Origin of the sequence: Streptomyces sp. NPDC058751 (assembly GCF_042746485.1) — a bacterium.
Taxonomy (GTDB): domain Bacteria; phylum Actinomycetota; class Actinomycetes; order Streptomycetales; family Streptomycetaceae; genus Streptomyces.
In genome coordinates, this window is record NZ_JBHYPZ010000020.1 from 38,843 (window position 1) to 59,675 (window position 20,833).

At 73.6% G+C, this 20,833-nt stretch carries 20 protein-coding genes; 9 read left to right on the forward strand and 11 right to left on the reverse strand.

The window, feature by feature from the left end; all coding sequences use genetic code 11:
* The first annotated feature begins 115 nt into the window (after positions 1-115).
* The 7 genes from ACFW6B_RS19685 (at position 116) to ACFW6B_RS19715 (ending at position 9,386) form a co-directional block, all read left to right on the forward strand.
* A complete protein-coding gene (locus ACFW6B_RS19685) occupies positions 116-2,695 on the forward strand; it encodes an MXAN_6230/SCO0854 family RING domain-containing protein (protein ID WP_386597721.1) in 2,580 nt (859 codons plus the stop codon).
* A gap of 177 nt (positions 2,696-2,872) precedes the next feature.
* Complete coding sequence (locus ACFW6B_RS19690) at positions 2,873-3,871, forward strand: DEDDh family exonuclease (protein WP_386597722.1); 999 nt, start codon at positions 2,873-2,875, stop codon at positions 3,869-3,871.
* A 78-nt stretch (positions 3,872-3,949) separates the two neighbouring features.
* Positions 3,950-4,183: a hypothetical protein gene (locus tag ACFW6B_RS19695; RefSeq protein ID WP_151470430.1), complete on the forward strand. Its 234-nt coding sequence runs from the start codon at positions 3,950-3,952 to the stop codon at positions 4,181-4,183.
* A gap of 95 nt (positions 4,184-4,278) precedes the next feature.
* Complete coding sequence (locus tag ACFW6B_RS19700) at positions 4,279-5,070, forward strand: SURF1 family protein (RefSeq protein WP_386597723.1); 792 nt, start codon at positions 4,279-4,281, stop codon at positions 5,068-5,070.
* A 407-nt stretch (positions 5,071-5,477) separates the two neighbouring features.
* Complete coding sequence (locus ACFW6B_RS19705) at positions 5,478-6,779, forward strand: RNA-guided endonuclease InsQ/TnpB family protein (protein ID WP_386597724.1); 1,302 nt, start codon at positions 5,478-5,480, stop codon at positions 6,777-6,779.
* Between the two features lie 19 nt (positions 6,780-6,798).
* The gene (locus ACFW6B_RS19710; RefSeq protein ID WP_386597725.1) at positions 6,799-8,616 is read left to right on the forward strand and encodes a glycoside hydrolase family 15 protein; all 1,818 of its coding nucleotides are present in this window, start codon (positions 6,799-6,801) and stop codon (positions 8,614-8,616) included.
* 14 nt (positions 8,617-8,630) lie between these two features.
* Complete coding sequence (locus tag ACFW6B_RS19715) at positions 8,631-9,386, forward strand: SDR family oxidoreductase (RefSeq protein WP_386597726.1); 756 nt, start codon at positions 8,631-8,633, stop codon at positions 9,384-9,386.
* A 143-nt stretch (positions 9,387-9,529) separates the two neighbouring features.
* Here ACFW6B_RS19715 and amaP read toward each other — a convergent pair whose 3' ends face one another.
* The 5 genes from amaP to ACFW6B_RS19740 form a co-directional block, all read right to left on the reverse strand.
* Positions 9,530-10,117 carry an alkaline shock response membrane anchor protein AmaP gene (gene amaP, locus ACFW6B_RS19720; RefSeq protein WP_386597728.1) on the reverse strand — a complete coding sequence of 196 codons (588 nt, stop codon included), beginning with the start codon at positions 10,115-10,117 and terminating at the stop codon, positions 9,530-9,532.
* Complete coding sequence (locus tag ACFW6B_RS19725; RefSeq protein WP_386597729.1) at positions 10,114-10,809, reverse strand: DUF6286 domain-containing protein; 696 nt, start codon at positions 10,807-10,809, stop codon at positions 10,114-10,116. Before ACFW6B_RS19725 ends, amaP begins: the two co-directional genes overlap by 4 nt.
* A complete protein-coding gene (locus ACFW6B_RS19730; RefSeq protein ID WP_386597730.1) occupies positions 10,806-11,228 on the reverse strand; it encodes an Asp23/Gls24 family envelope stress response protein in 423 nt (140 codons plus the stop codon). The genes ACFW6B_RS19725 and ACFW6B_RS19730 overlap by 4 nt, the downstream gene beginning before the upstream one ends.
* Before the next feature lie 3 nt (positions 11,229-11,231).
* Positions 11,232-11,417 (reverse strand): hypothetical protein, encoded by a 186-nt coding sequence (locus ACFW6B_RS19735; RefSeq protein ID WP_386597731.1) that lies wholly within the window; start codon positions 11,415-11,417, stop codon positions 11,232-11,234.
* 108 nt (positions 11,418-11,525) lie between these two features.
* Entirely contained in the window at positions 11,526-12,011 is a 486-nt protein-coding gene (locus ACFW6B_RS19740) for an Asp23/Gls24 family envelope stress response protein (protein ID WP_386597732.1), read from the reverse strand.
* An 87-nt stretch (positions 12,012-12,098) separates the two neighbouring features.
* On the opposite strand from ACFW6B_RS19740, the gene ACFW6B_RS19745 reads away from it, so the two are divergent.
* Positions 12,099-12,950: a nucleopolyhedrovirus P10 family protein gene (locus ACFW6B_RS19745; RefSeq protein ID WP_386597733.1), complete on the forward strand. Its 852-nt coding sequence runs from the start codon at positions 12,099-12,101 to the stop codon at positions 12,948-12,950.
* Between the two features lie 260 nt (positions 12,951-13,210).
* Here the strand turns inward: ACFW6B_RS19745 and ACFW6B_RS19750 are convergent, their stop codons facing one another.
* The 3 genes from ACFW6B_RS19750 to ACFW6B_RS19760 form a co-directional block, all read right to left on the reverse strand.
* Positions 13,211-14,014: an enoyl-CoA hydratase/isomerase family protein gene (locus ACFW6B_RS19750; RefSeq protein ID WP_386597734.1), complete on the reverse strand. Its 804-nt coding sequence runs from the start codon at positions 14,012-14,014 to the stop codon at positions 13,211-13,213.
* A gap of 145 nt (positions 14,015-14,159) precedes the next feature.
* Positions 14,160-14,381: a helix-turn-helix domain-containing protein gene (locus ACFW6B_RS19755; protein ID WP_006123601.1), complete on the reverse strand. Its 222-nt coding sequence runs from the start codon at positions 14,379-14,381 to the stop codon at positions 14,160-14,162.
* Positions 14,382-14,753: 372 nt separating this feature from the next.
* A complete protein-coding gene (locus ACFW6B_RS19760) occupies positions 14,754-16,352 on the reverse strand; it encodes an ABC-F family ATP-binding cassette domain-containing protein (protein ID WP_386597735.1) in 1,599 nt (532 codons plus the stop codon).
* A gap of 276 nt (positions 16,353-16,628) precedes the next feature.
* Here ACFW6B_RS19760 and ACFW6B_RS19765 point away from each other — a divergent pair, with 276 nt between their 5' ends.
* Entirely contained in the window at positions 16,629-17,039 is a 411-nt protein-coding gene (locus ACFW6B_RS19765) for a VOC family protein (RefSeq protein ID WP_386597736.1), read from the forward strand.
* A gap of 70 nt (positions 17,040-17,109) precedes the next feature.
* On the opposite strand, the gene ACFW6B_RS19770 is transcribed toward ACFW6B_RS19765, so the two are convergent.
* The 3 genes from ACFW6B_RS19770 to ACFW6B_RS19780 form a co-directional block, all read right to left on the reverse strand.
* Positions 17,110-18,519, reverse strand: coding sequence for a hypothetical protein (locus tag ACFW6B_RS19770; RefSeq protein WP_386597737.1), 1,410 nt, complete (start codon positions 18,517-18,519; stop codon positions 17,110-17,112).
* A gap of 188 nt (positions 18,520-18,707) precedes the next feature.
* On the reverse strand, positions 18,708-19,835 hold the full coding sequence (locus ACFW6B_RS19775; RefSeq protein WP_386597738.1) for an alpha/beta hydrolase family protein: 1,128 nt from the start codon (positions 19,833-19,835) through the stop codon (positions 18,708-18,710).
* 127 nt (positions 19,836-19,962) lie between these two features.
* Entirely contained in the window at positions 19,963-20,766 is an 804-nt protein-coding gene (locus ACFW6B_RS19780; protein WP_386597739.1) for a class II aldolase/adducin family protein, read from the reverse strand.
* Positions 20,767-20,833: the final 67 nt, after the last annotated feature.

Genomic DNA, 20,833 nt, shown 5'->3' on the forward strand with positions numbered 1-20,833 from the left:
CGCAAGCGCGGGGGCGGCTCCGCAAGCGTGCTTCCTTCTCTCTTTTCCACGACACCCGTAGCGCGCTCACTCTCCGCCCCCGCCTCACCCACTTCCGACCCCGGGGGATCTCCGCTTGTCCGTGCTGTCGTCCGTGCTGCTCCGCCGCCTGCGTACCGTCTACGTCGACCAGGCCGGGCCACGGCCGGGAGACCCGGCGACGACCGAGGGTCTGGTCGCCCTGGAGGCCGAACTGCTCGACCGGGGATTCGCCCCGGCGGCACCGCTGCGCGCCGCCCTCGCCTGGCTCGGCCCCGCGGGGCTCGCGGACGCCGGCACCGCCCTGATCCGGCAGATCGACAGGGAGCTGGGCGCGGACCGCACCCACATGCCGCTGTTCCGCAGCTTCCCGGTGTCGGTGCCCGACGACACCTTCCGGCTCTACGTCGACCGTGTCTTCACCCTGCTGCTCCAGTGGCCCGCCCAGCCGTGCGTGCTGTGCGGCACGGTCGGCAGCGTGCATCCCGTGTCCCCGTGCGCCCACCTGGTGTGCCGCGTCTGCTGGGACGGCGGCGACTACGCCGGCTGCCCGCTGTGCCACCGCCGGATCGACGGCTCCGACCCCTTCCTGAAGCCCGCCCCGCCCCGGGTCGAGCGTGAACTGCCCGTCGGACCGCTGAAGTTGCTGGCGCTCGGCACCGACCAGCGGGCGGACGCGACGAGGGCGCTGCTCCAGCTGCTGGCCCGGCGGACGCCGCTGCCGCCGCAGGACCGGGACGACGTGAAACTGCTGCTGGGGAACGCGCCCGCGGAGCTGGACTGGCTGCCCGCGGACATCCCCGTCCGCGAGACGAAGGCCCTGGTGCTCGGGAACCTCCTGCTGGACCGGCGCACGCGCGCGGCCGTGCGCCCGCTGCTCTCCGCGCACCTCACGACGGCGACGGACGTGCTGCGACTGCTCCAGGTCTGGTCGGGCGGCGAGGCCGATCTCGTCGAGCCGCGCCGCCTGCGTTCGCTGCCCCGCCCGCTGCGCCGCGAACTCCTCGCCGTGCTCGACGGGTTCGGGGCCGCGTCGCTGGTCGAGGACGTACTGCGGCATCCGCCCCTGTGGAAGCGCGCCGCCGAGATCCTGCACCCCTACGAGCGGCACGAGCGGCACCCGAAGGCCGCCCTCGCCTTCGCCGTGCTGCGCGCCACCGACACCTCGGCCACACCCCTGGGCGAGGCCCTGCTGCGCACCGCGGCCGAGCACCCGGAGGCGGTGCGGATCGACGGCACCCGCATCAAACCCGACTCCTGGGGCGCGCACACCGAACAGGCCCTGCGCGACAAGGACTTCCCCCGCGCACTGGACCTGCTCGCCCGGCGGCCGGGCGAACTGCTGCGCAGGCTCGACCACTTGTTGCGCCTGCACGACCTGAAGGAGCTGCCCGACGGGTTCGCAGACACGCTGCGGCGGGTGCTCCCGCAGGCCGGTCCCGGCCCGCTGCTGGCGGCGCTCGGAAGGCTGAGGATCCGTCACCTCCCGGGAGAGCGGCGGGTGTTCTTCCCACGCGGCAGGGTCACCCGCTCCTTCACCGTGGACGACACCCGAGCCCCACTGGCCAAGGCGGTCACCGACGGCGTCCGCGCGCTCCTGGAGGCCGAGGCGGTACGCCGCCTGGAGGCCGCCCCGCGCTTCGACCTCGCCGTCCTCGACGCGGACCTCACGGGCCTGGCCGTGCCCTCCGTCGAGCGGGCGTCCTCGAAGGCGCTGGTGTCGGTGCCGCGCGGCAGCAGCCAGCCGCTCCCCGAGGGGGATGTGCTGCGCCTGTTCCTGCACTGGACGCAGCCCGCGAAGATCCGCGTGGACCTCGACCTGTCCGTCGCGCTGTACGACGAGGACTGGGCGTTCGTCGGTGTGTGCGACTACACCAACCTCGTCCACGGGGAGCGGGCGGTCGTCCACTCCGGCGACCTGACCTCGGCCCCGGCACCCGACGGCGCCACCGAGTACGTGGACCTGGACCTGGCGGCGCTCGCCGACGGCCCGGTGCGCTTCGCGGTGCCCGTCGTGTTCAGCTTCAACGACATCGCCTTCGAGCAGCTCCTCGACGCCTTCGCCGGCTTCATGGCACTGCCCTCGACGAACGGGCGGGACGCGTCGTACGACCCCCGCACGGTGCGCCAGCGCTACGACCTGGAGGGCGACTCACGCATCCACGTCCCCCTGCTGGTCGACCTGGAGCACCGCACGTTCCTGTGGACGGACCTGCACCTGCCGTCCTCCGAGGGCTTCCACAGCGTGCACCGGCACGGCGCCGACCTCGGCCGCGTCGGCAGGGACCTGTTCCAGTACTTCACGAGCGGCCGTACGTCGCTGTGGGACCTGGCGGTGTGGCACGCGGCGGCCCGTACGGACGAGGTCGTGGTGGTCCGGCGGGCACGCTCGGGCGGCGAACTGTGGCACTACGCGCGCGGGAGGGGCGAGAGCGCCCCCGCCTTCGCCGCCCGCGTACGCGCGCTGGAGTCCCCCGAGCGGCGGTGCCCTGCGGCGGACGCGGACGGGGCGGCCTCCGAGGCGGCCGCGCGGAAGCACGTCCTGCTCGCCCTGGTGCACGGCGGCGTGGCCCCCGAGGGCGCGAGCGGGTCCGTGTACCGGCTGCTGCCCGGCCCGGCCGACGGCTGCGGCCTCGATCCCCTGGCGGCGGGAGACCTCGTGGCGGCACTGGGCTGAGGGCGTCGCACCGGGCCCGCCCGGTCCGGTCGAGGAGCCCGCGCGCGGGTCCCGGTGGCGGGCCGCCGGGAGGTATCCGATCCGGAAGGCGCGGGGCCCGGGGGCGGGCCGCTCGAAGGGGTTCGATCCGGAAGGCGGGGCCCGGCATGTCGGCGGGGGCCCGTATCCTCATTGACCATGCTCGAAGACCTCACGACCGCGGCGTCCCCCGCCCCCTGGCCGGCCGCGTATCCGCAGGGATACGCGGTCGTCGACGTGGAGACGACGGGACTGGCCCGCGACGACCGGATAATCTCCGCCGCCGTCTACCGGCTGGACGCGCGCGGCGAGGTCGAGGACCACTGGTACACGATGGTCAATCCGGAGCGGGACCCCGGCCCGGTGTGGATCCACGGTCTGACGAGCGAGATGCTCGAAGGGGCGCCGCTCTTCCGGGACGTGGCCGAGGAGTTCGCCGCCCGGCTGGCGGGGCGTGTGCTGGTCGCGCACAACGCGGTCTTCGACTGGTCGATGATCGCGCGGGAGTACGCCCGCGCGGAGCGCGAGGCGCCGGTGCGCCAGCGCCTGTGCACCATCGCGCTCTCCAAGGAGCTGGGCCTGCCGCTGCCCAACCACAAGCTGGAGTCGCTGGCCGCGCACTTCGGTGTCGTACAGCAGCGGGCGCACCACGCGCTGGACGACGCGCGCGTGCTGGCCGAGGCGTTCCGGCCGAGCCTGCGGGCCGCCGCGGAGGGCGGGGTGCGGCTGCCGCTCCTCGAATGCCTGCCGCTCAGGGAGTGGTCCGACAGCGCCGCGGCCCCGCGGAGCGGACGGCAGTCCGGGGGCTACGCGTCCGGCGGTTACCCGTCGGGGAGCTGGCGCCCTTCCCGCAAGCGCCCCGCGTGCCCCTATCCCAACCCCGGTCGGTACACGGCGGACAAGCCGCTCAAGCAGGGCATGCGGGTGGCGTTCTCCGGGGACACGTCCGTCGATCGCGAGCTGCTGGAGGACCGGGCCGTCGAGGCGGGGCTGCACGTCGCGACGAGTCTGTCCCGGCTCACCAGCCTGCTGGTGACCAACGACCCGGACTCCGGCACCTCGAAGGTGGTCAAGGCCAGGCAGTTCGGGACACCGGTGGTCGACGAGGCCGCGTTCGGACAGCTCCTGCGTGACGTCGAACCCGCGTCGGAAGGGTGACGGGCGTACGGGTGATTGACGGGCGACTCGCCCCTCACCCGCTCGCCCGCACCGCCCGGGCACCCCACCCTGTGGCGCATGGCGAGATGCGAAGTATGCGGCAACGACTACGGAATGACCTTCGAGGTGCACGCACAGGGTGCCGTGCACGTCTTCGACTGCTTCTCCTGCGCGATCCACCGGATGGCCCCGATCTGCGAGCACTGTCGCGTCCAGGTCATCGGCCAGGGCGTCGAGGTCGAGGGCCACTGGTACTGCGGCGCTCACTGCGCCCGCGCGGAGGGGAAGGCGGGGATCGTCGACAGGGTCTGAGTCCCGGCCCGCCGTTCCCCCGGACGGGTGCATCGCGCGGCCCCCGGCGGGACCCTCCCGCCGGGGGCCGAATCATGCCGAGTACCGTCAATGGGGTGTACCGCTTCCTGTTGTCCCGCCAGTGGGTGATCCTCACCCTCGTAGCCCTCGCGCTCATCCCGACGATGATCGAACTGGGCTTCTGGCAGTTCCACCGGCACGAGCACAGGGTCGCCCTGAACGGCGTGATCTCCGGCTCGCTCGCCGCGAAACCGGTGCCCGTGGAGACCGTCACCGCGCCGGGACGGCAGATCCGGGACGACGACCGGTTCCGCCGGGTGACCGCGAAGGGGCACTTCGACACCGCGCGCGAAGAGGTCGTCCGCCGCCGCACCAACGCCGACGGCGCGATCGGCTACCACGTCCTGACCCCGTTCGTCCTGACCGACGGCCGCGTCCTCATGGTCAACCGGGGCTGGGTCCCGGCGGACGGCGCGCAGACCGCCTTCCCGAAGATCCCGGCCCCCGCCCCGGGCGAGATCACCGTCACCGGCCGGCTGATGGCCGACCAGACGACCGCCGACAGCGGCATCAAGAACGTCCGGGGCCTGCCCGACCGCCAGGTCATGCTGATCAGCAGCGGGCAGGAGGCGGAGCGGCTCGGCAGGCAGGTCTTCGGCGGCTACGTCGAGCAGACCGCGCCGGCGCCCCGGGGCGGCTCCCCCGAGCTGATCCCGGACCCCGAGCACGGCGACATCGGCCCGCACATGGCGTACGCGATCCAGTGGTGGCTCTTCTCCCTGGGCGTCCCCGTCGGCTGGGTGGTCCTGGTCCGCCGCGAGCGCCGCGACCGGGCGGAGGCCGCCGCCGCGAAGACCTCCCCCGAGGCGGAGCCGGCGGGCGTGTAGCGAACGCGCTCTGTCCCGCCTCCCCCGCCCCTGTCCCTGCCCCTCGCCTCTCCCCGCGCCCGTACCGCCACGTCATGGGCGTCCACGCCACTCCGGCGGCTCGATTGACGTCCGCCCCGGTCGGGGACCCGTCCACCTTGTTTTCGGGCAGGGTGCCCGGTCCTTCGGGGCCGGGGTGAATGCCCGCTCCCGCGGAGCGGGGCAGGGGAAGCGGAATCGCCACCAGGGAGGTGCGGCTTCTCGGGCGAGACTGCGATGAGGCGGGCCTCGAGCAGGTGTGGCAGCTCGGAGTCGACGGTGGTCGCTTGACGGTGGCCGACTGGCTGGTGGCCGGATTGTTCACTCGCGCGGGTGGTGTTGGTCGATGGTGTGGGCGGTCGGGGAACGTGCGGGCTAGGTTCACGGTCATGGCACGGTTTCGGATGTACCCGACGGGTGAGCAGGCGGGCGTGATGCTCGGCCACTGCGCGCACGCCCGGTACGTCTGGAACCTGGCCGTCGAGCAGCACGCGCACTGGTACAAGGGCCGCGGGGCGGCGCCCGGTTTTGCCGAGCAGTGCCGTCAGCTCACCGAGGCCCGGCGCGACAACGAGTGGCTGGCCTCGGGCAACGCCGATGTGCAGCAGCAGGCGCTGAAGGACTTCGCCACGGCCAAGAGCGCCCGCTTCACCTCCGGTTTCGGTGAGCCCACCTGGCGCCGGAAGCACGTGCACGAGGGCTTTCGCGTCATCGGCACCGACCGCATCGGAGAGTTCGAGGCGGACGGCTCGCCGAAGCTGAACGCGAAGACCGGCAGACAGGTCATGGGCCGCTCGGTCGTGGTGCAGAAACTCAACCGCCGGTGGGCGCGGGTGAAGGTACCCGGCTGCGGCTGGGTCCGCTTCCGGCTCAGCCGCAACGGCAAGGGCTCCCGGCTGCCGCAGGCGAAGACGTTCCGCGTCACCTTCCGCAACAACCAGTGGCACATCGCCTTCGCCGTCATCCCTGCGTCGATCGACGGGCCCGGCACGGGTGAGGTCATCGGCATCGACCGGGGCGTGGCCGTCACCGCCGCCCTCTCCGACGGGCGGAAACTGAACTGCCCGCAGCTGACCGTCAGGGAACGCGCCCGGATCCGCAAGCATCAGCGCCGCGCCGCCCGCGCCCCGAAGGGAAGTGAGCGCAAGGCCGCCGAGTACGCGAAGGCCGCCCGTATCAAGGCGCGTGAGGCGGACCGGCGCAGGGACTGGTGCGAGAAGACCAGCACGATGCTCGCCCGCACCTGTGACCTGGTGCGGTTCGAGAAACTGAACATCAAGAACATGACCCGCTCGGCCAGGGGCACGGCCGAACAGCCCGGCCGGAAGGTCGCCCAGAAGGCCGGCCTGAACCGGGCGATCCTCGCCCAGGGCTGGGGCCTGCTCCGGCAACGCACCGGACACAAGGCCCCGGGCCGCACCGAGGACGTCCCCGCCCCCTACACCAGTCTGCGCTGCAGCGCCTGCGGTTGGATCGACAAGAACTCGCGCAAGAGCCAAGCCGGGTTCGTCTGCTCCTCCTGCGGCTTCACCTGCAACGCCGACACCAACGCAGCAGTCAACGTCGCGGCAGGACAGGGCGGGATCCCCCGCCCCCGGCGAACAGCCGGTGCCGGAGGGGTGACAACGGCCAGCGGCCATCCGAGCGCCCGTGAACCCCAACCCGTACGGGCTGGAATCCCCCTCTTTTAAGAGCGGGGAGGATGTCAACGTGCACCGACGCATCGAGGACTACGCGCTCATCGGGGACGAACAGACCGCCGCCCTGGTGGGCCGCGACGGCTCCGTCGACTGGCTGTGCCTGCCCCGCTTCGACTCCGCAGCCTGCTTCGCGGCCCTGCTGGGCGACGAGGACAACGGCCACTGGCGGATCGCGCCCGAGGGCGCGGACGTGTGCACCCGGCGCGCCTACCGCCCGGACACCCTGGTGCTCGACACCGAGTGGGACACCGCCGAGGGCTCGGTCCGGGTGACCGACCTGATGCCGCAGCGCGAGCACGCCCCCGACGTCGTACGCATCGTCGAGGGCCTCGGCGGACGGGTCCGCATGCGCAGTCTGCTGCGGCTGCGGTTCGACTACGGCTCGGTCGTGCCGTGGATGCGCCGCTCGGACGGCCACCGGGTCGCCGTCGCGGGGCCGGACTCGGTGTGGCTGCGCAGCGAGCCGCCCGTCCACACCTGGGGCAAGGACTTCCGCACGCACTCGGAGTTCACCGTGGAAGCGGGCCAGAAGGTCGCCTTCGTCCTGACCTGGCACCCCTCGCACCGGCCCCGGCCGCCCCTGTGCGACCCCTTCGAGGCACTGGAGACCAGCGTCCAGGACTGGAGGGCGTGGGCGGCGCGCTGCCGCTACGACGGACCGCACCGGGACGCCGTCGTCCGCTCCCTGATCACCCTCAAGGCCCTCACCTACGCGCCGACCGGCGGCATCGTGGCCGCCCCCACCACCTCGCTGCCCGAGGAGCTCGGCGGCGTCCGCAACTGGGACTACCGCTACTGCTGGCTGCGCGACTCCACCCTCACCCTCGGCGCGCTCCTGTCGGCCGGCTACCACGAGGAGGCCGAGGCCTGGCGCGACTGGCTGCTGCGCGCGGTCGCGGGCGACCCGGCGGACCTGCAGATCATGTACGGCCTCTCGGGGGAGCGCCGGCTGCCGGAGTACGAGGTCCCGTGGCTGTCCGGCTACGCGGGCTCCTCGCCCGTGCGGGTCGGCAACAGCGCGGTCGAGCAGCTGCAGCTCGACGTGTACGGCGAGGTCATCGACTCGCTGTCGCTCGCCCGGCGCTCCGGCCTGCCGTCCCGGCCCCACATGTGGCGGGTGGAGTGCGCCATGATGGAGTTCCTCCGGGTGGCCTGGAAGCAGCCGGACGAGGGGATCTGGGAGGTGCGCGGCCCGCGTCGGCACTTCGTGTACTCCAAGGTGATGGCCTGGGTGGCCGCCGACCGCGCCGTACGCACCCTGGAGGACGAACCGGCGCTCGACGGTGACATCGAGGGCTGGCGGGCGATGCGCGACGAGGTGCACCGGGAGGTCTGCGAGCGCGGCTTCGACCCCGTCCGGAACACCTTCACGCAGTCCTACGGCTCGTCCGAACTGGACGCCTCCCTGCTGCTCATCCCGCGCGTGGGTTTCCTGCCGCCCGACGATCCGCGGGTGGCCGGGACGGTCGACGCGGTCCGCGCGGAACTCGCCCCCGACGGTTTCCTGGTGCGCCGCTACAGCACCGCGGCGACGACCGGCGTCGACGGGCTCCCGGGCGACGAGGGCACCTTCGTCGTCTGCTCGTTCTGGCTCGCGGACGCGCTGCACATGACGGGCCGTACGCGGGAGGCGCGCGAGCTGTTCGAGCGGCTGGTCGGCCTCACCAACGACCTGGGACTGCTCTCCGAGGAGTACGACCCGGTCGCGGGCCGCCAGCTCGGCAACTTCCCGCAGGCCTTCAGCCACATCGGCCTGGTGGTGTCCGCCCTCAGCCTCTTCGGCGTCGACGGGGCGGAGCAGGCGGACGGGGCCGTTCCCCCGGAATAGGGGAGGATGAGGCCATGGATCTTGGACTGAAGGATCGTGTGTACGTCGTCACGGGAGCCACCCGGGGCCTGGGCAACGCCGCCGCGCGCGAACTCGTCGCCGACGGCGCCAAGGTGGTCGTCACCGGACGCGACGAGAAGAGCGCGGCCGACGCCGCCTCCTCCCTCGGCCCGAACGCGGTCGGCGTCGCGGCCGACAACGGGGCCGCCGAGACCCCGGCCCGGCTGATCGCCGGTGCCAGGCAGCACTTCGGCGGCTTCGACGGCATCCTGATCAGCGTCGGCGGACCGCCGCCCGGGTTCGCCGCGGACAACACCGACGAACAGTGGATGGTGGCGTTCGAGTCGGTCTTCCTCGGCGCGGTGCGGCTGGCCCGCGCGGCCGCGGAGGAACTCGGGGAGGGCGGTGTCATCGGCTTCGTGCTCTCCGGCTCGGTGCACGAGCCGATCCCCGGGCTCACCATCTCCAACGGTCTGCGTCCGGGCCTCGCCGGCTTCGCCAAGTCCCTCGCGAACGAGCTGGGCCCGCGCGGCGTCCGCGTCGTCGGGCTGCTGCCGTCCCGCATCGACACGGACCGCGTCCGCCAGCTCGACGGTCTGTCCGCCGACCCCGAGGCCACCCGCGCGGCCAACGAGTCCCGCATCCCGCTGCGCCGCTACGGCACCCCGGAGGAGTTCGGCCGCACGGCCGCGTTCCTGCTCTCCCCCGCCGCGTCGTACCTGACGGGCATCATGCTCCCGGTGGACGGCGGGATGCGGGGCGGGTTCTAGGACCCGCCGCGGGGCGTGGAGGGTGCGGGGCGGGGCCAGAACCCTCCACGGAACGTGGAAGGCACGGGGCGGGGCCGCCAGAACCCTCCGCGAGGCGTGGAAAGCACGGGGCCGGGGCCGGGGTCCTCCGCCGGGCGGGGTGGTCAGGTCACCCGTTCGGCGCGGTGCTTGACGCCGCGCAGCCGCACCTCCGCCGGGAGCGCGGCCAGGCCGGCCGAGTCCCGTGCGTGCGCGAGCGCCTCCACGGTCAGCAGACGCAGCGCCTGCCCCGGGTCCACATGCGGTTCCAGCCGGAGCCGCACCCGCGCCTCGGGCAGGCTGCGCCGGCCGGTCAGGAGGACGTCGGCGCGGTCCACGCCGCCCAGCCGGGCCGACTCGGCGGCCAGCACCCCCTCCAGGGCCCGTCCGCGCAGCAGCGCGCCCGCGCCGTCGCCGGTGTCGACGAGCACCTCGGCGAGCCGCCTGCGCCGCACGACGGCGACCAGCCACCACAGGGCGAGCAGCAGGAGCACCGCGAGCGCGGCGATGACGACGGGCCACCACCAGCCCCGGTCGCGCCACTCGGTCCGTTCGGCGGTACTGAGCAGCACGTCGTGCCGCCCGTCGTGGATCCACCACGCGGGGGGCCGCACGCCGAGTCCGACGGCGAGCACGGAACCGCCGAGGACGAGCAGCACGAGCCCGACGAAGCCGATCAGCACGCGGTTGACGATCCTCAGCACGGACCTCACCTCTTCCGTCCGGGACGCGCGACGTGCACCGACAGGGCGGGCGGACGGGACAGCCCCAGCCCCTTGATGCCGTCGGCGAGGGTGGTGTCGAGGTCGGCGCGGACGTCGTCGAGTTCCCGGAAGTGCGCCATCGCGCGGACGTCGACCTTCCGGCGCTTGACGCGCACCCGGACCGACCGCACACCGGCGACCTCCATCGCCCGGTCGCGGAGCGCCGTCGCGGCGGCGCCCCGGTGCAGACCGGCCCGGACGTCGGCGTGGGTGCGCCGCATCGGCAGCACGTCCCGCAGTCCCGGCGTGGCCGCGAGGACGATCAGCCAGAGCCCCAGCGCGGCGGCGATCCCGGCGCCGGCGAGGACCGCGGTGTCGTCGAGCGGCCGTTCGGCGAGCTGCTCGGCCAGCCAGGTCCGCCAGCGCAGCGCCGACCGTCCGGCGCGCACGGCCACGACGTCGTACAGGAAGGCGCCCGCCGCGACGAGGAGCACGAGCGCGAGGACGCCCGCGGGGACACGGCGCGCCGACCAGAACCGGCCCTGACGGCCGTCCTCGTCCCCGGCGGTCCCCAGCGGTTCGTAGGCGGCGGAGGAGGCGGACTGTCCGAGGGCGCCCGCGTCGTCTCCCTCCTCCGGCCGGTCCGGCTTCTCCAGTACGGGCGTCTTCCGGGTGTCCTCGGAGCCCTGGGGCTCGCTCATCGCGTCCTCCCCTGTGCCGTGCCGGGCCCGGAGGTCAGATGCAGCCGCTCCACCTGGACGGCCACCTCGGGCACTTCCATCCCCGCCAACGCCTCTACCCGCTCGGCGACATGACGACGCACCTCGCCGCACAGGGCGCCGATGTCGGCGGGGTAGCCGAGTTCGAGGCTGACCCGGACCCGGGCGCTGTGCTCCGGGGTGCCGTCCGTCCCTCCGGAGCCCGGCGCCCGGCGGCGCACGACGACCGTCGCGTGCGGGACCGCGGCGTCACCGGGCGGCGGGGGCAGCGCCTCGCGCGCCGCGCGCGCCGCGATCTTCGCGACGACGCGGTCGGCGATCCGGGTGGCGCCCCGCTCGGCGGGCGGGACGGTCGCGAGGCCCGGCCGGATCTCGCCGAGCCGGTCGACATGGCCTGGCACGCGTCACCGCCGCCGGCCGTCGCGGGCGCGGAAGAAGTCGCCGACGTCCAGGTCCCCCTCCAAGAGCCGTCCGACGACGAACCCGACGGCCCCCAGGGCGGCCACCAGGAGGAACGCGCCGAAGCCGCCGAAGTATCCGGCGAAGCCCAGCGCCATTCCGGCGATCATGCCGATCACGGCCAAGCTCATGGTGCGCTCCTCAGCAGTCGGGGGCCGCCCGCGCTCCTCGGCAGTCGGGGCCGCCTGATCACTCATGGTGCGGGGCCGGGGTGTCCGCGGTGTTCCGGTGACCCGGGGTCACTGGAGCCGCGTCTCCGACTCCTCTTCCTCTTCCTCGGGAAGCTTCACGTCACTCACCGCGATGTTGACTTCCACCACTTCGAGGCCCGTCATGCGTTCGACGGCGGCGATGACGTTCTCGCGCACCGCGTGCGCCACGTCGGAGATCGACACGCCGTAGTCGACGACGATCTCCAGGTCGAGTGCCGTCTGCAGCTCTCCGACCTCGGCCTTGACACCGCGCGTCACGGATTTGGTGGAACCGCCCGGCACCCGGTCCCGTACCGCTCCGAAGGTCCGGCTCAGGCCGCTGCCCATCGTGTGGACACCGACCACGTCACGGGCGGCGAGCCCGGCGATCTTCTCCACGACGCCGTCGGCGATCGTGGTCCTTCCCCGCGTGGCGGGATCTCCGCCGCCACGCCTGGCGGGCTTGCGGGTCTGCTGGGGCTCCTTCTCCGTGTCGGGGCTGTCCGTCCGGTTCCGCTCGGTCATGTCGGTCATCGCCGTACGTCCCTTTCGGTCGTCCTCCTCTGCTCACAGTAGGTCGGGTCGTGCGGTCGCGCGCCGTGGATGGGGCAGGCTGGAGCAATGACGGCGGACCGGTGGACGCAGGCGGTACGGCAGCGGCTCGGGCTCGGCAGGCTCCTGCCGCTGGGCCCGGCCCTCGACGGGGCGTGGATCACGGAGGAGGCGGCGAGGTCGGTGCTGCGGCGTGAGGCGGCGGCGGTGCGGGGGGTGCGGCTCGGGACGGTGCGGATCGGGCTCGCCGACCCGGACCGGGCCGGCGCACCGGCCGTGCCGCCCCCGCCCGGTGCGCTGCCGCCCGGTCCGCTGCGGGTCACGGCGGAGTTCCGGGTCCTGGTGGATCCCACGTCCCCGGGCGTGGAGCCCCTTCCGGCCGTCGCGGCCCGGCTGCGACTGACCGTGGTGTCCGCCGCGACACGGCTCCTGGGCCTCGACGTCACGGAGGTGGACCTGCGGGTGACGGACCTGCTGGAGGACGGGGACGACGTGTCCGCGGACGGCCCGGCGGACACGGAACGGGGCGCGCCCGGGGCGGTACCCGCCGACGGGGTACGGGACAGGCCCGGCGCCGGGCCTGCCGACGGGGCCCGGAACGCGCGGGGGGCCGGGGCGGCCGACGGCGTGAGGACGGCGCCCGTGCCGGAGGACCCCGAGGAGGTCCGGATCGCGGCTACGGTCCTGGCCGTCCCGGGTGTCACCCGTCTGACGGACGCCCTGGGCCGTCCGGTCCACGTCGAGAGCGTGCCCGCCACGGAACCGGCCCTGCCGCGCCGCCACGTCCGGGTGGAGCTGGAGGTCTCCGGGGACGAACGGGCGGTGGACGTGGCACGGGCGGTCAGGGCCGCGGTCGCCGGGGCCGCACGAAACGACCCGTCCGTGGCGGTCCTGGTGACGTCCGTGACCCCGGGAGCTTGACCGCCGCGCGCCGGAACGCCCGGCACCACCGGGTGCCCCGTCCCGGAGAGGACGGGGCAAAGAAGCCGGTGCGCGCCGACAGGGCCTAGGGCCTGTCGGCAAATTCCCGTCGTCGCCCGAAGGGCGGCCTCGCGGCGTCTGGTGCGTGCTCTCGGCGTGCCGGGCGGAAGTCCTCGTACTGGACGTACTGGGGCTTTCGCCCGGTGCGGCGAGAGTACGTGCCAGGCGTCGCGAGGCAGGCGGGAATTTGACGACAGGACCTAGTCGCCCGCGCCCGCGAGGTCGCGGAGCCTGCGGGCCTGGGAGGCGCGTTCGGCGGTGCGCTGCTCCTCGTACGACCGCTCCTGGGCCCCGCGCAGCAGCGCCTTCGTCTCGATCACGGCGTCGCGCGGCGCGGCCAGCAGCGCCGCGGCCAGGTCGGCGACCGCCGCGTCGAGCTGCCCGCCCGGCACGGCGAGGTTGGCGAGCCCGGTGCGCTCGGCCTCCTCGGCCAGGACGAAGCGGCCCGTGGCACAGATCTCGAGCGCACGGGCGTATCCGACGAGGCCGACCAGCGGGTGCGTCCCCGTGAGGTCGGGCACCAGGCCGAGGCTGGTCTCGCGCATGGCGAACTGCACGTCGTCGGCGACGACGCGCAGGTCACAGGCGAGGGCGAGCTGGAAGCCCGCGCCGATGGCATGCCCCTGGACGGCCGCGATGGACACGATGTCGCTGCGCCGCCACCAGGTGAACGCCTCCTGGTACTCGGCGATGGTCGCGTCGAGGTCGGCGTCGGAGCCGCGCGCGAGGTCGATGAACGACGGTTCCCCGTCGAAACCCTCGGGCGTGAACGCCTGCCGGTCGAGCCCCGCGGAGAAGGACTGGCCCTCGGCCCGCAGGACGACCACCCGGACGGAGCCCGGCAGTGACCGCCCGGCCTGCGTCAAGGCCCGCCAGAGAGCAGGACTCTGGGCATTGCGCTTGGCCGGATTGGTCAGCGTCACCGTGGCGATCGCGCCGTCGACGGTGAGCCGTACGCCGTCCTTGTCGAGTACCGGGTCGAGGTCCTTGTCGAGCGAAGCCATGGGCTGCCTCCGATGGGTGCGGTCGGATCAGACACGTACCTCGCGAAGACACGAGGAACGCACCTAAGTGACTGCACAGTAACCACCCGGTCGGTCACCCGACCGACCGGGTGGTCACCACCGAAGCCGATGGGGACGCCCGGCCTCAGGCCGAGGCGGCCTTCTTGCCCCGCGTCGCACCGCCACGCCCTCGGAGCGTGACACCCGACTCGCTGAGCATCCGGTGCACGAAGCCATACGAGCGGCCGGTCTCTTCGGCCAGCGCTCGGATGCTCGCACCGGAGTCGTACTTCTTCTTCAGGTCTGCCGCGAGCTTGTCGCGCGCGGCGCCGGTAACCCGGCTGCCCTTCTTCAGAGTCTCGGCCACCCGGTCCTCCTCATGGGAAGTGCGCTCTGGACTCTCATGATCACCCCTTTCGGGCGTCATGGCCACCCATTCGGCAAGGTCCGTAAGACAAGGTTTTGACGACAGGAGCCCGTCCCCACGAACGGAATCAACCATTCCGGCCGGTGCCGCCCGCGCCTCCGAACGAGTTCTTCCGCGAAGTACCTGGTCAGCGACGCAAGACGGCCGAGCCCTTGAGAACAAAGGGCTCGGCCGTGAAATCGATGTACGACACACCTCGGTACGAGGAGATCTCACACAGATGGTGGATCACGGATCGGCCGAATGATCCATAGGCGGTGGATCAGTCAGTCGATCAAGCGGCGCGGGGCCCTCCAGGAGCCCGCGCCGGGCTCAGGCGAGGGCCACCAGGTCGGCGTAGTCGGCGCCCCACAGGTCCTCGACGCCGTCCGGCAGCAGGATGATCCGCTCCGGCTGGAGCGCCTCGACGGCGCCCTCGTCGTGGGTGACGAGGACGACGGCGCCCTTGTAGGTGCGCAGCGCGCCGAGGATCTCCTCACGGCTGGCCGGGTCGAGGTTGTTCGTCGGCTCGTCGAGCAGCAGCACGTTCGCGGAGGAGACCACGAGGGTCGCGAGCGCGAGACGGGTCTTCTCTCCGCCGGAGAGCACACCGGCGGGCTTGTCGACGTCGTCGCCGGAGAACAGGAACGAGCCGAGCGTCTTGCGGACCTCGACCAGGTCCAGGTCGGGGGCGGCGGAGCGCATGTTCTCCAGGACCGTGCGCTCGGGGTCGAGGGTCTCGTGCTCCTGCGCGTAGTAGCCGAGCTTGAGTCCGTGGCCCTCGACGACCTCTCCGGTGTCGGGCTTCTCGGCACCGCCGAGGAGACGCAGGAGGGTCGTCTTGCCGGCGCCGTTCAGGCCGAGGATGACGACGCGGGAGCCCTTGTCGATGGCCAGGTCGACGTCGGTGAAGATCTCCAGCGAGCCGTACGACTTCGACAGGCCCTCGGCCATGAGCGGCGTCTTGCCGCAGGGCGCGGGCTCGGGGAAGCGCAGCTTGGCGACCTTGTCGGAGACGCGGACGGACTCCAGGCCGGAGAGCAGCCGGTCGGCGCGCTTGGCCATGTTCTGCGCGGCGACCGTCTTGGTGGCCTTGGCGCGCATCTTGTCGGCCTGGGCGTTGAGGGCGGCGGCCTTCTTCTCGGCGTTCTGGCGCTCGCGCTTGCGGCGCTTCTCGTCGGCCTCGCGCTGCTGCTGGTAGAGCTTCCAGCCCATGTTGTAGACGTCGATCGTGGCGCGGTTGGCGTCCAGGTAGAACACCTTGTTGACGACCGTCTCGACGAGGTCGACATCGTGGGAGATCACGATGAAGCCGCCGCGGTAGGTCTTCAGGTAATCGCGGAGCCAGACGATGGAGTCGGCGTCGAGGTGGTTCGTCGGCTCGTCGAGCAGCAGGGTGTCGGCGTCCGAGAAGAGGATGCGGGCCAGCTCGATGCGGCGGCGCTGACCGCCGGAGAGCGTGTGCAGGGGCTGGCCGAGCACGCGGTCGGGCAGGTTGAGCGCGGCGGCGATGGTCGCGGCCTCGGCCTCGGCGGAGTACCCGCCCTTGGTGAGGAACTCCGTCTCCTGGCGCTCGTACTGGCGCAGGGCCTTCTCGCGGGTGGCGCCGGAGCCGTTGGCGATGCGCTGTTCGTTCTCGCGCATCTTGCGGATCAGCACGTCCAGGCCGCGGGCCGACAGGACGCGGTCGCGGGCGAGGACGTCGAGGTCGCCGGTGCGCGGGTCCTGCGGGAGGTAGCCGACCTCGCCGGAGCGGGCGACGGTTCCGCCGGCGGGCTGGCCCTCGCCCGCGAGCACCTTGGTCAGGGTCGTCTTGCCCGCGCCGTTGCGGCCGACCAGGCCGATGCGGTCGCCCTTGGTGATGCGGAAGGTGGCGGACTCGATGAGGATGCGGGCGCCGGCGCGCAGCTCGATACCGGAGGCGGAGATCACGGTCAGACTCCAGAGCGGGATTGATGGCGGGGTGGACGGCCGAGGACGTTCACGCCGTCTAATGCGCGAGGAGTATGGCCATGGGCCAAGTCTAACGGGGCGGTGCAAGCACTTTTCCGGTGTGCGGACGTCCGGCACTGTGACGCTCGCCCCCTCGCGGGATGCGCCGGACGTCCGGATCACGCGGTCCGGCGGCCGGGGGCGTTGTCAGTGGCCGGTGCCAGACTGGGCAGCGGATCGGAATCCGGCGGTTCACGACGAGACGGAGTGATCGGCATGGCCGGCACGAACGAGCGTCCCAGCATCTACCCCTCCGTGCTGTACGGCGACGCGAAGGCGGCGATCAGACAGCTCACGGAGGCCTTCGGCTTCACCGAACTGGCCGTCTACGAAGGGGAGGACGGCTCGGTGACGCACGCCGAGCTGGTGCAGGGCAACGGCGCGGTGATGCTCGGTTCCAAGGGCCGCGGCGGCCGCTTCGACGAGGCGATGAAGAGCGCCGGCCCGTGCGGGGTGTACGTCGTCGTGGACGACGTCGACGCGCACCACCGGCGGGCCGTGGAGCACGGCGCGGAGATCCTGATGGCCCCGACCGACCAGGACTACGGCTCACGGGACTACATGGCCCGCGACCTGGAGGGCAACATCTGGAGCTTCGGCACCTACGCCCCGGAGATAGGCGGGTAGCACCGCTCCGGGACGGAGTTCCGGGGCCGGCCCGCAGGGGCCGGCCCTCGGCGGGTCCCGGCCGGGCCGGTCAGCTCCCTCCGGTGTGCACCTGGAAGGCGGCCCTGCGTACGGCCTTGGCGAGCGCCGGGTCCGGGTGGGCGGCGGCGAGCGCGACCAGCACCTGCACCGTGCGCGGGTGCCCGACCGAGCGCACCTCGTCGAGCAGCGCGGGCACGGTGGGCTGCACCGCGGACTCCAGGTGGCGGACCAGGAGCGGGGCCTCGCCGTGGTCGGCGACGGCGGCCGCGGTGTCGACCCACAGCCAGGTGGACTCGGCGCGGGTGAGGACCTCGTGGGCGTCCTCGGGGTCGTAGCCGTCGTGCTCGGCGAGCCACAGCAGGGCGTAGGGCCGCAGCGGGGTCTCCTCGACCACGGCGCGGACGTCCGGTTCCGCGGGGGCACCGACCACGCGCAGCGCCTCGAAGGCGAGACCGCGGGTGAGGGCGTCCTCGCCGCGGGCCGCCCCGATGAGTTCGGTGACGGCGGCGCCGACCGGGCGGGCGGCGAGCCAGGCGCGGTACTCGGCGCGGGCGGCGTTGGGGCGGAGCTGGGCGCAGCCGCGGAGCATGTCCTCGGCGGACTGCTCGATGTTGCCGGCCGGGCTCTGCGCGGCGACGCAGATCTGCTCCAGCTTGACCCAGACCGCCCAGCTGCCGAGCGCGGTGAGGGTGGCCTGTCCCTCTCCGTAGGTCAGTGCGCCGACGGAGGCGAGGGCCTGGAGGGCCCAGTCGAGGAGGGGGGCGAGGGGGGCGTCCGGGACCTCGGCGGGTTCCGGGGCGGGCTCGGCCGCGGGCTCGGGGCCGTAGGAGATCTCGCAGCGCTCGGTGCGCAGTTCCGTGACGCGCTGCCCGAGGAGGTCGAGGAGCTGGTCCACGGGGACGGGCCCGGCGGAGAGCTGGAGGAAGGAGAGCACCTGGGGCATCGCGGAGACGACCTCGGCGACGGACGCGGGCGCGTGGTCCACCGGCTCGGGGTAGGCGAGGGACCAGGCGTCGAAGAGGGCGACCCAGCCGCGCAGGACGGCGGTGTCGTCGCGGTTCCAGGCCCGCAGCCGCCATCCCGGGCGGGCGTCGTCGCCGTGCACCTCGATGAGGCCGGCCAGACGTGCGGTGTCCCAGTCGGCGCGGACCTGGACCGTGGTCAGCCCGAGGTCCGAGGCGGCCCGTTCGGCGGTGGCGTCGGAGAGGGTGCCCTTGCCGTCGGGGTTCGCGTCGTCGCGTCCCGGGCGCAGGGCCGCGTCGGCCCAGCGCGCCACGCGGGCCGCGTCGGACAGGCCGGTACGCGCCATGCGGGCGAGTTCCGCGGGTGGCGGTGTGCCTTCCGGGGGCCGCGGCGCGGGGCGGCGGGTGCGGCGCTGGGCGACCGCTCGGGGAGCGGTCGCGAGGGACCGGGGGCTGACGAGTCGGAGCCTGGAGTCGCGCGGGTTACGGGACGTCACGGGTGCAGTCTTGCGGTTGACAGTCCGAAAACCCAAACGGAATGCCGTCGCAGGCCACGGGGGCGGTGGGAGCGGGACCCTCCCCGGGGGCCCGGCGCGCGGGAACGAGTGCCGCGCGGAGTTGTCCGGGGCCGAACCGGAAGCACGCCTTCGTGACCGGAAGCACACCGTCGCGTCGGCCGCGGCGCTCACATCAAGGGGGTGAGGAAGCGTCGCAGGGCTTCTTCGTAGGCCGCCGGGTCGGCGTTCCACATGGCGCCGTGGGGGGCGTCCGGGACGGTGTGCAGGGTGACCAGGTCGGGCCGGCTCCCGGCGAGGCGCCGGGAGGCGCCCCAGGGGGCGATGGTGTCGTCGGGGCCGTGCACCAGCAGGGTCGGCACCTTGACCTGGTCGGGGTGGGAGGCGTGCGCGATGCGGTCCCCGCGCACGCCGGTGCGGCCCTGGGCGGCGCGCACCGCGAGCGGCAGCATGAAGCCCGGGGTGTGACGGGCGCCGGCGAGGGCGCGCAGCGTGGTCTCCCAGTCGAGGACCGGCGAGTCCAGGACGAGTCCGGAGATCCGCTCGCGCAGCGCGGAGTGGGCGGCGGCGCGCAGGGCCATCGTGGCGCCGGTCGACCAGCCGTACAGGACGACCCGCTCGGCGCCGAACCGCACGGCGTACCGGATGGCCGCGTCGAGGTCGCGCCACTCGGTCTCGCCGAGGTGGTTCAGGCCGTCCGGCGGGCGGGGTGCGCCGAGGTCGCCCCGGTAGGCGAGGTCGAGGACGGGGAAGTGCCGGCCGTTCAGGAACTCCATCAGGTTCATGGGGTGTTCCCGGGTGGTGCCCAGGCCGTGCACGGTGATGATCCAGGTGTCGCGGACGGCGGGGACGAACCAGGCGGGCAGGGCGCCGAGTTCTCCGGGCACGTCGACGTCGGCGTGTTCGAGTCCGAGGGCGGCCCCGGGGTCGCCGACGTACAGGTTCGGGGTGAGCCACACCTTGTCGCCGGGTTCCAGGGACCCGTGCGTGACGCGTTCCAGGCTGCGCACGACGGTGTCGGCGGTGTGGGGCACGGACTCCAGGAGGGGGCCGACGACCGCGTGGGAGCCGTCGCCCGCGAGTCCGTAGGTTCCCGGGCGCCGGGACGCGAGGGCCCGGGTGAGGGTGATGCCGCCCGCCGTCGTGGCGTGCACGGTGAGCCGGGGCTCGGTGGGCAGCGGCTTGCCGGGCCTCGTCTTCAGCGCGGCGTCGCTGGCGAACCGGCCCGCCGCCACGGAGGCCGCGCCCGCGGCTATGGCTACGGTGACGGCCGTTGCCGTGGCTCTCAGAGTGCGCACCCGACCAGTCTCCCGGCGGAGTCGGCCATCGGCCAGCGGGGGCGCTTGCAGGAGTGACGGAGGGCGCCCGCAGGGCTCCGGCGCCGGGGCGGTGAGGGGCGGGGGTGCCGCCCCGGCGCGGACGGGGTCACCCCTGCTGGCCGTACCCCCGCAGCCGCTCCCCCGCCTCCTCCAGCTGGTCCGGTGAGAGCAGGACGGGCGTGAGGCCCGGGACCGAGGAGGACAGGAGCCAGACGCGGCACATCCATTCGAGCTGGGCCGTGCGGTCGTACGCCTGGTCCAGCGATGCCCCGTGGGCGATGGTGCCGTGGTTGCGGAGGAGGCAGGCGGTGCGGCCGGCCAGTGCGCGCAGGGTGTGCTCGGCCAGTTCCGGGGTGCCGTAGGCCGCGTAGGGGGCGACGCGGACGGGGCCGCCGAGGGCCGCCGCCATGTAGTGGACGAGCGGGAGTTCGGGGACGAGGAGCGAGACGGCCGTCGCGTGCGGCGCGTGGGTGTGGACGACGGCCCGCGCCTCGGTCGCGCGGTACACCGCGAGGTGCATCGGCAGTTCGCTGGTCGGGCGCAGCGGACCGAGCAGCTGCCGGCCGTCGAGGCCGACGCCGGTGATGTCATCGGGCGTCAGCCGGTCGTAGGGCACGCCCGTGGGCGTGACGAGGACGGTGTCGCCGACCCGGACCGAGACGTTGCCGGACGTGCCGACGACCAGTCCGTCGGCGACCGTGCGCCGGGCCGTGGAGACCAGTTCGTCCCAGGCCCGCCGGAGGGCGTCCGACGCGTCCGGGCCGTCGCACCCCTCGGCCCCGTCGCACCGGTCACGTCCGTCGCGCTCCCCGGTCCCGACGCGCCCGTCGGGGACCCCGGTCCCGTCGGGGTCCCCCGGCGTCCGTGCGCGCTCGTGCCCGTCCCGTGCCTCCCGGTACCGCTCAGTCATGACGCGATCCTGCCAGCCACCGCGTCGCACGCACCCTGCGCGAGCGCGCTCCGGGGGCGGCTCCGGG

Excerpts from the sequence above, each read along its gene's own strand:
- ACFW6B_RS19690 (WP_386597722.1), top strand. The coding sequence starts at position 2,873 with ATGCTCGAAGACCTCACGACCGCGGCGTCCCCCGCCCCCTGGCCGGCC.
- ACFW6B_RS19695 (WP_151470430.1), top strand. The coding sequence starts at position 3,950 with ATGGCGAGATGCGAAGTATGCGGCAACGACTACGGAATGACCTTCGAG.
- ACFW6B_RS19705 (WP_386597724.1), top strand. The coding sequence starts at position 5,478 with ATGGCACGGTTTCGGATGTACCCGACGGGTGAGCAGGCGGGCGTGATG.
- ACFW6B_RS19715 (WP_386597726.1), top strand. The coding sequence starts at position 8,631 with ATGGATCTTGGACTGAAGGATCGTGTGTACGTCGTCACGGGAGCCACC.
- ACFW6B_RS19725 (WP_386597729.1), bottom strand. The coding sequence starts at position 10,809 with ATGAGCGAGCCCCAGGGCTCCGAGGACACCCGGAAGACGCCCGTACTG.
- ACFW6B_RS19735 (WP_386597731.1), bottom strand. The coding sequence starts at position 11,417 with ATGAGCTTGGCCGTGATCGGCATGATCGCCGGAATGGCGCTGGGCTTC.
- ACFW6B_RS19740 (WP_386597732.1), bottom strand. The coding sequence starts at position 12,011 with ATGACCGACATGACCGAGCGGAACCGGACGGACAGCCCCGACACGGAG.
- ACFW6B_RS19745 (WP_386597733.1), top strand. The coding sequence starts at position 12,099 with ATGACGGCGGACCGGTGGACGCAGGCGGTACGGCAGCGGCTCGGGCTC.
- ACFW6B_RS19750 (WP_386597734.1), bottom strand. The coding sequence starts at position 14,014 with ATGGCTTCGCTCGACAAGGACCTCGACCCGGTACTCGACAAGGACGGC.
- ACFW6B_RS19765 (WP_386597736.1), top strand. The coding sequence starts at position 16,629 with ATGGCCGGCACGAACGAGCGTCCCAGCATCTACCCCTCCGTGCTGTAC.
- ACFW6B_RS19780 (WP_386597739.1), bottom strand. The coding sequence starts at position 20,766 with ATGACTGAGCGGTACCGGGAGGCACGGGACGGGCACGAGCGCGCACGG.